7 protein-coding genes are annotated in these 9,135 nt (G+C 27.8%); 6 read left to right on the forward strand and 1 reads right to left on the reverse strand.

The features are described from left to right. Nucleotides 1-6 precede the first annotated feature (6 nt). Complete coding sequence (locus H0I29_RS12140) at nucleotides 7-1,086, forward strand: hypothetical protein (protein ID WP_218752542.1); 1,080 nt, start codon at nucleotides 7-9, stop codon at nucleotides 1,084-1,086. Between the two features lie 352 nt (nucleotides 1,087-1,438). On the opposite strand, the gene H0I29_RS12145 is transcribed toward H0I29_RS12140, so the two are convergent. Continuing rightward, complete coding sequence (locus tag H0I29_RS12145; RefSeq protein ID WP_218752544.1) at nucleotides 1,439-1,699, reverse strand: helix-turn-helix domain-containing protein; 261 nt, start codon at nucleotides 1,697-1,699, stop codon at nucleotides 1,439-1,441. An 86-nt stretch (nucleotides 1,700-1,785) separates the two neighbouring features. Between H0I29_RS12145 and H0I29_RS12150 the strand changes: the two genes are divergently transcribed. The 5 genes from H0I29_RS12150 to H0I29_RS12170 all read left to right on the forward strand — a co-directional run bounded on the left by H0I29_RS12150 (nucleotide 1,786) and on the right by H0I29_RS12170 (nucleotide 8,410). Further along, nucleotides 1,786-2,841: a hypothetical protein gene (locus tag H0I29_RS12150; protein WP_218752546.1), complete on the forward strand. Its 1,056-nt coding sequence runs from the start codon at nucleotides 1,786-1,788 to the stop codon at nucleotides 2,839-2,841. Between the two features lie 332 nt (nucleotides 2,842-3,173). Then, complete coding sequence (locus H0I29_RS12155) at nucleotides 3,174-3,929, forward strand: hypothetical protein (protein ID WP_218752548.1); 756 nt, start codon at nucleotides 3,174-3,176, stop codon at nucleotides 3,927-3,929. Nucleotides 3,930-3,940: 11 nt separating this feature from the next. Continuing rightward, nucleotides 3,941-4,300, forward strand: a complete 360-nt coding sequence (locus H0I29_RS12160) for a DUF3127 domain-containing protein (RefSeq protein WP_218752550.1) — start codon at nucleotides 3,941-3,943, stop codon at nucleotides 4,298-4,300. Nucleotides 4,301-4,722: 422 nt separating this feature from the next. Beyond that, nucleotides 4,723-7,698: an ATP-binding protein gene (locus H0I29_RS12165; protein WP_218752551.1), complete on the forward strand. Its 2,976-nt coding sequence runs from the start codon at nucleotides 4,723-4,725 to the stop codon at nucleotides 7,696-7,698. A gap of 82 nt (nucleotides 7,699-7,780) precedes the next feature. Further along, nucleotides 7,781-8,410, forward strand: a complete 630-nt coding sequence (locus H0I29_RS12170) for a porin family protein (protein WP_218732950.1) — start codon at nucleotides 7,781-7,783, stop codon at nucleotides 8,408-8,410. Nucleotides 8,411-9,135 lie beyond the last annotated feature (725 nt).

Here is a 9,135-nt window from a genome sequence, read left to right on the forward strand (position 1 = left end):
TAATTTATGAATCTCTATAACTCATTAAAAATAGATAGATTTAAAATTGATTTTTTTCAACTTGTAAGTTTAAGTGAATATGTTATATTTATAGAAAACAATAATCAACCAGAAGTTGTTAACTATATAGTGTCAAATTATAGTACTATTCAAAATACTTTTAAAAATAAAGGAAAACGATTTATTCTTTGGTCTGAAATAGTTGGTCAATCAAGTAATTTAGAATCTATAAAATACTTTTATCCAAGATTACCTAAATACAATATTTCAGAGAAGTTAAATTTTAAGATTATTAAAAAGTATCTAGGTTATAATGGAGATATAACAACAGGTTTGTTGGCTATTGATAATACTTGTGAATTCATTCGATTTGAATATAATTCTGTTCCTGATTTTAAGCAATTAGTTAGCTCTTTTTTAGCCAATATTTATATTGGAGAAGTTTTACATTCTCCTTCTATTTATGATGGTGATACAAATATAAAATTAGATAATGAATCAAAAGAAGCAATAGATATAATTTTTACACAGTTTAATATTTTAAAAGACAATGGTAGTTTCTTACACGTTTTACCAATTATAGAGAGTTATTTAAAAACTCAAAATACAGAACAATTAGACAAATTGAGTGCGTTAAAAATAGATGAAAAATTTAATATATTTTTAAGTGATTATAATTTAGAAATTAAGTTAAGTCATTTAAGTAAAAGTATTTATTTGTTATTTTTAAATTATCCTAAAGGAATTTTACTTACAGAACTAAATAGGTACAAAAAAGAACTATTAGAGCTTTATAAGTCCGTTTCTAATAGATTAGATTTTGATAAAATGAAAGAAAGTATTGATGATTTAACCGATACTAACTCTAATGCAATTTATGTGCATTTATCAAGAATCAAATCTGCTTTTACAAAAGTGATACATGAAAGTATTGCACAACATTATTTTATTGATGGAGGTAAGAATATGCCTAAAAAAATAGATTTAGATAGAACTTTACTTGTTAGGTGTAATATGAAGGATGAGTGGAGTAAATTAATTGATAAATATGGAGACCCTTTTTCAGGGTTAGATTTAAATGTATAAAATAAGTTTTGCAAGGTTGCAAAACCTTTAAGAGTATTTCTTTAAGCTTTATTTTTACTTTAAAATTAAAATTAAAAGTAGAAATATGAAATATTTATATTAGGGATTGCTTCATTGCTATCATTTAAAGGGCTTGAAACTTCTGAAAGATTCAATAACGCAGAATTAGTAAGTTATAGTTCTGTAGAGTGTAAGTACAATCAATGCCAAGCTACAGCAAAAAGTACAGGGAAACAATGTAGACACTGTGTTTCTAATTCTGGAGATATAAATTGTTGGCAACATAAATAGACAATTTTTTGAAGTTCATTATAATCTTAAATAAATTTAAGATTAGTTTTAATAGATGAATTTATTTTGAATCTTCAAAAATTAAAATTTGGTGAAGAGGTACTTCTAAAGCTTCAGCAATTCGAAAAAGAGTAAAAATTGTAGGATTTGTTCTGCCAGATTCAATTCTTGAAATATTAGTAGTATCAAATTTGCCTAACATTTTTCCAGCTAAATCAACTTGTGATAAACCTTGAGCTTCTCTAAGTTCTTGCACCCTTTTTCCAAGAGTAATCAATAGATTATCTTTAAGCTTATTAAGTAATTCTTCTTGGCTTGTCATTCATGACAAGATTATTATTTATATTAGCTTTACTTAATGCCATATATGACAACAATTAAAAATTAACCTATTAAAAAGAAAAAGAAATGAAAAAATTATTAATATTAATAGCTGTTTTATCAATAGTAGCATGTTCTACAGATAAAAGAGGAAAACAAGCAAAAGCAAAATTTGAAAATAATATTTGGATTATAGATTCTATGAGAAAACCTATACCAATTACATCAGAAAATCCATCAGGACTCATGACAGTGATTCCAAATACTATTTTAAAACCACAAGTAGATAGCACTTTTGGTTTGTATAGAGAACAATTTGTTAGATATAGAGATTATTATTTTTCAGGAGATTCTATATTCCTTTCCGAAGGAAAATTAGACAATAAAAATAAAATTTATAAAGCTTATAAGTATAATTATAAAGCAGACAAGTTAGTTCTTTCTTCTACTGATAAATTATTTGAAAGTAGAGATTTATACCTTACTAATTTAACTACAATTTTTAAAGGCGAAAATGATGTTATTGATTCTACTTATTATAAAAGTTTAAAGAATGAGTCTTGGTATTTAAACAAATTTCAAATTTCAGATAGTGTCATTTATAATATTAATGAACCAAAACATTATTTGTTTAACTGGGCTTTGTATAGAGATGATGAAAATTTACACTTTCCATATTTAAGTAATTTTTATCCCAAAATGAAATACAAGTTTTCAAAGAATGGACTATATCTTTATGATATAGTTGAAGAAAAAATAATTAATAGCTTTAAAATTATAGAGTTTCAAGAAGATAGGAATGATTTTATTAGATTAATTGGTGTTAATGGGATGGTACAAACTAATATTAAATTTAAAATAATTGACAAAACTTTATTAGAAAAAAATGAAGATATACCTAAAAGCTACTTTATAAATTGTACAATAGCTAAAGCTCGTAAATATTTTTTAGAGTATTTAAAAAGTAATCCTGATTTTGGTTCTTATTTTGATTATAAGACAATAAAAATTTTACAAAAGGATAACGAAAATTGTGAATATTCCTTTGGCATTATTCAAAGAGATAATCAATTCTATAATATGACAACTCAAAGAACTTATAAGATTACTTTTTCAAGAAATGGTGATGTTTTTATTAAATAATTATGAAGTTTAAAATAATCAGTATTTAATTACTATTTTTTAACTGCAAAGATTCAACAAATAGCATATAAAACATTGTAATTGGAATTTATTGTGCTGAGGTGGATTATTAAAACCTTAAAACAGAACATAATATAAATTATCTATAGAGATTAGGGATAAAAGTTTAATAAAAACCTATTTCTCTAATGGAGAATGGCTAGACAACTCCCATTTTATATCACCTCATTTATCGAATAGGATTGCTTTCATCAAAGATGATAAGGGTAGACGTTTTAAATTAAAAATTCAAAAAAAAAAAGGAAAATGTGATGATTAGAATCTATTGCTCCATGGCAGTTGAAGATTTCAATACTGAAGAAGAGTTGAAATGGTTAAAAAAGTATAAGAAATTGTATTTTAAAACTATTATTCAGCCTACTGGATTGCCACCAATAGAAAATTCAGCTATGTTTAAAGATAATCCTTTAGTAGAGAATTTCTATGATTTGTATATTGAAACTTTAGATAAGCATAAACATAAGTGGGATTATCATAAAAGAGAAATATATTTTTTAAACCCTTTAGATATGGCTCAGAATAAATTAAATCAAATTAAAGAGAAAAGTTTTTTAAGGAAGAACAAAACTCAGAGTCTTCATCCAAATGCTAGTCAGCTAAAAATTGAAAATATATTTTTAAAAACGTTAATATTTAAAATAGGAGATAGATATGAGAATACTGATTTAAAGCTTAAAGGTGCAGGTTCATTTAGACGAAATGATTTAAATTATCAAATCTATTTTTATACTAAAAATGAATTTAAAGATATATTTTCCATACCAATTACTAATAGAATTTTATTGCTCTATTATTTCAATATTTTAGAAGCAGTTTATTATAGGTTTATAGGTAATCAATTTCAGATTTTATTAGATAAAATTAATGAAAACCTATCTTCTAATAATAAAATGATAGTACCTAATCCAAACTTCGATATAGCTAAGGTTGAATTTTCAAATGGTACAGAACTTATTTTAGAATTAAATAATAATGGAGATACAAAATTGGTGTTTTCTTCAAAAGAGTATAATAAAGACATTCATTAAGAAATATATAAATGGAAATCATAGGAAAAATAAAAGTATTATATGATACTAAAAACATAGGTCGTAATGGTTTTAGAAAACGTGAAGTTGTTATTACTACAGAAGAACAATATCTTCAGTATATTTTAGTAGAGTTCATTCAAGATAAATGTGATTTACTAAATGATTATAAAGTAGGACAAGAGGTGAAAATAGACATTAATTTGAGAGGTAGAGAGTGGTTAAATCCAGAAGGTGTTGCAAAATACTTTAATGCTATACAAGGATGGAGAATTGAACTTTTAAATATTCAAGTTCCTACATCAGAAAAATTACCAGAAGTAACACCTGTTAGTTTCTTAGATGAGGTAGAAGATGATTTACCTTTTTAAAAATTAATATGGTATATAATTAGATATTTATTCTAAAAGTCTATTTAGATTTATTAAGATAAATTGTGTTTTAAGGCACACTTTTAGGCACACAAAAAATAATAGAGTAGAGGTAAGTACTATAAACACTAACAAAATTAAAGAAGGTTCGAATCCTTCAGGGCTCACTTAAACCTTACTAGAAATAGTAAGGTTTTTTGTTTTATATAGGTTTTGTGTAATTATAGTATCCACTTAATATTTTAGGATGAAACTTCAAATAAAAGGATTATTATAATTAATAGCTTAGCCTTCAATAACTAAGAGTACAACCTTATTTTTATCATTAATTATAGCAACTATTTCATCAAGATTAAACAACGAAAAGTATATATTCGCACTCCATTTTTTTAATTTACTAACCTAGAATTCTAAATATATACATGAGCAACGTAAAAAACTGGTTAAATTATTATAAAAACAGTTTAACAGACAGTGAAAACTTAGCAGTAGACATTTCTAGAATTAAAAACTTATTTCATCAAAATTATTGCGATTTAAGCAAAGCAACCATTAGTGCTAAAAATGCTGCTGAAATGCTTGATGTAGAAGAGAAAAGAATTAATAGGTTAAAAGGAGTTACTAAAAAAGATAGCGATAATTGGCATCAAGTATTTGATGCCGAAATTATTATAGCACCTTTTCAGTTAGATTTTCAAACAGACGATCCTAATTTTAAACAAAAAACAATTCACCCCTTTTGGATTACGGCAAGAGTAAACCGTTTAGGCCAATTATCTGCCCCAAGAGAAATATTTCCATTAATAGTTCGTAATTATTTAGACCCGATAGCGGAGGTTGGTAACGATTTTATTTTTTCATCCATAGAAACAATCGCAGAAGCTAGAGATTTAGAACAACCAGAAGTAGAGGAGGAAGAAGAGTTAGATTGGGCTTCTTATTGGGAGTATATTAGTTTAGTTTTTTTAGAAATTACTGGTATCGGTATAGAGGATTATAGGGCAGAAGGATATAAAACCAATAACAAAGTCACTTATTTTGCACGAAGTTCTAAAATATCAGCAGCAAAAAGCATTCTGTTTCTGTATGAGAATTTAATAAATGAAACAGAAGAACTTCCGTTAATTTCAAAAATAATAAATCCAAGAAACAGAGAGCGAAGAGATCCAATTACCGATAAAGGCTTTTTAGATTACAATCATTTGCATTTAGGGCAAATGTCTAACGAATTTCCGCTTTCTATTAGTCAGCGTAAAACTTTGTTGTCTTATTTAACAGCAGAAGAAAATGGAATTACGGCTGTAAACGGACCTCCAGGAACCGGAAAAACTACTTTATTGCAAAGTTTGGTGGCCACGGAAGTGGTGCGAGCTGCAATTAATGGAGAAGAAGCTCCTGTTATTTTGGCATGTTCAACAAATAACCAGGCGGTAACCAATATTATAGATAGTTTTATAAATTCTAAAAGTACTATGGGGAATTTAGCCGAACGCTGGATTCCTGGTTTTAATGGCTATGCTACGTATTTGCCATCAAGCTCTAAAAGTGAAAAATCTTTAAAAGATATTAATTATCTTAAAGGAAACATGTTTGGTAATGAAGGTACTTTGTGTGATTTAGAAAATGAGAATTATATACACGATGCCAAGAATTTCTTTTATAGTAGATATTTAGATTATTTTGGTTTCGGTGCTAATTCATTAGAAGATATCTGTAATCACCTGCAAGAAGAAATTTCGGTGATAGAAGATAATTTAATGGAGGGAGTTCAAATCTCTCAAGATTATTTATCCTCTATAGAAAAGGTGAATAATTTACTACTGAATAGGGAGAATCACATTAAAAAAAATGTAATTAAAATCTCAAAATTACAAGAGTGGAGAGATATTATTGTCAAGATAAAGTCGCTAGCTAAAGAAGGTAATTTTATCAACGAAATAAAACGTTATTTTAAAGTAGATTCAGAAGAAAATAGTAAAGACCAAGAGCATCTTTTTATTATAAGTAAAGAAACTCTTACAGATGATAAAACAGCACTAGCCTTTATAAAAAAATGTATTACAGATTTTAACTTAGCGTTGTCGTCAAACTTAAGATTAAAAAACTGGAAACACTTAAATGAGATTACAGGCTATCCCTTTATTTCAGAAGAACAAATGTGGGAGTTCGAATATGAAAAAATGGAGTCTAAAGATAAAACACATCGATTTTTTTATGATGAAATAGATTTAAGTTTACGTCACAAAGCGTTTTTATTAGCAACGCATTATTGGGAGGCAAGGTGGATTCTAGAAACAGAAGATGTTTTAGAAAATGAAACAGAAAAGGGAACTGGAGAAAAAACGGTCATTGCAAAATGGAAACGAAGAGCAATGTTAACGCCTTGTTTTGTGGCAACGTTATATACAGCACCAACACATTTTTTATTCAGCCAATTTCAAGGAGATAATGAAAACGGAAAACCAATTTTCGAATACCTGCCGTTATTTAATTTTTTAGATTTATTAATTATTGATGAAGCTGGTCAAGTAACGCCAGAAGTCAGTATTCCAATATTTTCATTAGCTCAAAAAGCAATTGTAGTAGGAGATTTAAAACAAATAGAACCAATTTGGTCTATTCCTCCAAAAATCGATTACGGAAACTTAACCGATCAAAATATTGTTACAGATCTAGCGCAAAAAGAATATCTAAATAACATTGGGTTTTTAGCATCAAGCGGAAGTATCATGAAAATGGCTCAAAATGCCTGCGAATATGAAACTCCATTAGTTACTACAAAAGAAAATGGATTATTGTTGTTAGAGCACAGAAGGTGTAATGATGAGATAATAGGATTTTGTAATGAACTAGCCTATGATGGTATTTTAAAACCGATGAAAGGGAAAGCACATGAGGATCAAGTTTTTGCGTCCATGATGGCGTATCATGTAGAAGGTTATAGCGAGCGAAAGTTTAACAGTCGTCATAATATGAATGAGGTAAAAGCCATCATTTTATGGATCAATAGACACAAAGAAGATATACAAAAAGCGTATAATGTAGATAAAATAGAAAGTGTTTTAGGAATCATTACGCCTTTTGCTAGTCAGAAAACAGAACTTTCAAAAGCATTAATAGAATCTGGTTTTAAGGTAAACGAGATAAAACTAGGAACCGTTCATGCTTTGCAAGGAGCAGAGCGCAACATTGTCTTATTTAGTTCTGTATACACTAATGAAGACGAAGGTGTCCTGTTTTTCGATAGAGACAATAAACCAAACATGTTAAATGTAGCGGTATCCAGAGCAAGAGATAGTTTTATTCTCTTTGGAGATACCAGAATTTTTGATGAAACAAAAAGCACACCATCCGGAATTTTGAAAAAGCATTTAAATATGTTCGAAATGCCTACTTAAATTAATGTTGAATTACTTTTGTAGAGTAAGCTGTCTTGTTAAAGAAAAATAGTAAGTTTTTAGTGTTATAATAATATTTAGAATGAAAAAAGAAGTTGTAATTCTGTTTATACTTTTGATTACTAGTTCATATAACTTCGGTCAATCTTCAATAAGATATTTTGTAAAAGGAGGTTTAAACCTTTCCAATACAAATTTTAAAGTGATTGAAAAAGGAGTGTCCTCAAGTAGAGAATTCGATAATCGAAAATCTTTTTATGTGGCAGCGGGAATTAATTTTCCATTAACAGAAGAAAAAGACAATATTTTATTACAAGTTCAATTGGCGTATTCAGAACAAGGATGGGTTTATAATTATACAGAACCAGGAGATTTTACCACGCACGAAATCAATCAAATTAATTTACCTATTTATTTAAAAGCAAGAGTTCATCATAATTTTTATTTTAACATCGGAACTTATTTAGGGTATGTTGTACATTCGAAAGAGAAAAGCAGCCATAACCCTAATAGATTTGAAGTGGATGACTATAAAAATTTTGATTCGGGTTTACTGGCAGGTTTAGAATATCATTTTAATTTTGGATTATTTTTAGAAACTAAATATATGTTTGGTCTATCAGATATCTCTAAGGTCGCTTATCCTTCTTCGTTTATAGAGCATTCATATAAAAATAGAGTACTACAAATAGGTTTAGGTTACACGTTTTAAATTTTAATATTACATTTTTAGAGTGATTTTTTTGGGGTGTTCCCACGTCGAAAAAAGCGTGGTCGGGCTTTGCACTATATCTTTTTGTATGCTTATTTCTGCTATCGCATCAATAATCATATAAAAAGGATGCCGTTTCAATCCCTAACACAACAAATTTGCAGAATGAAGTTCCTTTTGAAGGTTTCCTCTTTAATATAAGTACTGGCTTAATATGCAAGAAACATTATAGATTACTTTTGCAATATTTAAGCAGAACTATTACCAAGACCTCACAGTTTTTAAAACCTGTGAGGTCTATTAGTTTTAATGAACTGACAATAAGTGTTTTCTTTTTAGGAGCTGTTAGTTTTCATATAGATTATATATAAGTCTCAACCAAATTCATCTTATTCGATACTATTTACCCAAACAAAATACCATAAACTACGTTCCTATGTATTAAAAAAACTTGCTTAATCGTTTTTTTAGAGTAGTAAGATGATAATGATCCTTTTTTTACCATTTGTAAAGCACCCAATTTGTCGAGTTCAAATCATTTATAAATATACACCTATATATAAGAGCTCATATTATTCCGATTTTCTGAATTACTTTGTGGGAATTCTCATTTCAAATATCTCCAGAGTTGTCAACCCAAGTACTTTTTTACAAAAAGAATGATACCAAGAACAGATTTAGCACCTAAAAAAATGTTTTCTTCAACCAATAAAACACATTTGAAC

This window comes from Polaribacter sp. R2A056_3_33, from assembly GCF_019278485.1.
Lineage (GTDB): Bacteria > Bacteroidota > Bacteroidia > Flavobacteriales > Flavobacteriaceae > Polaribacter.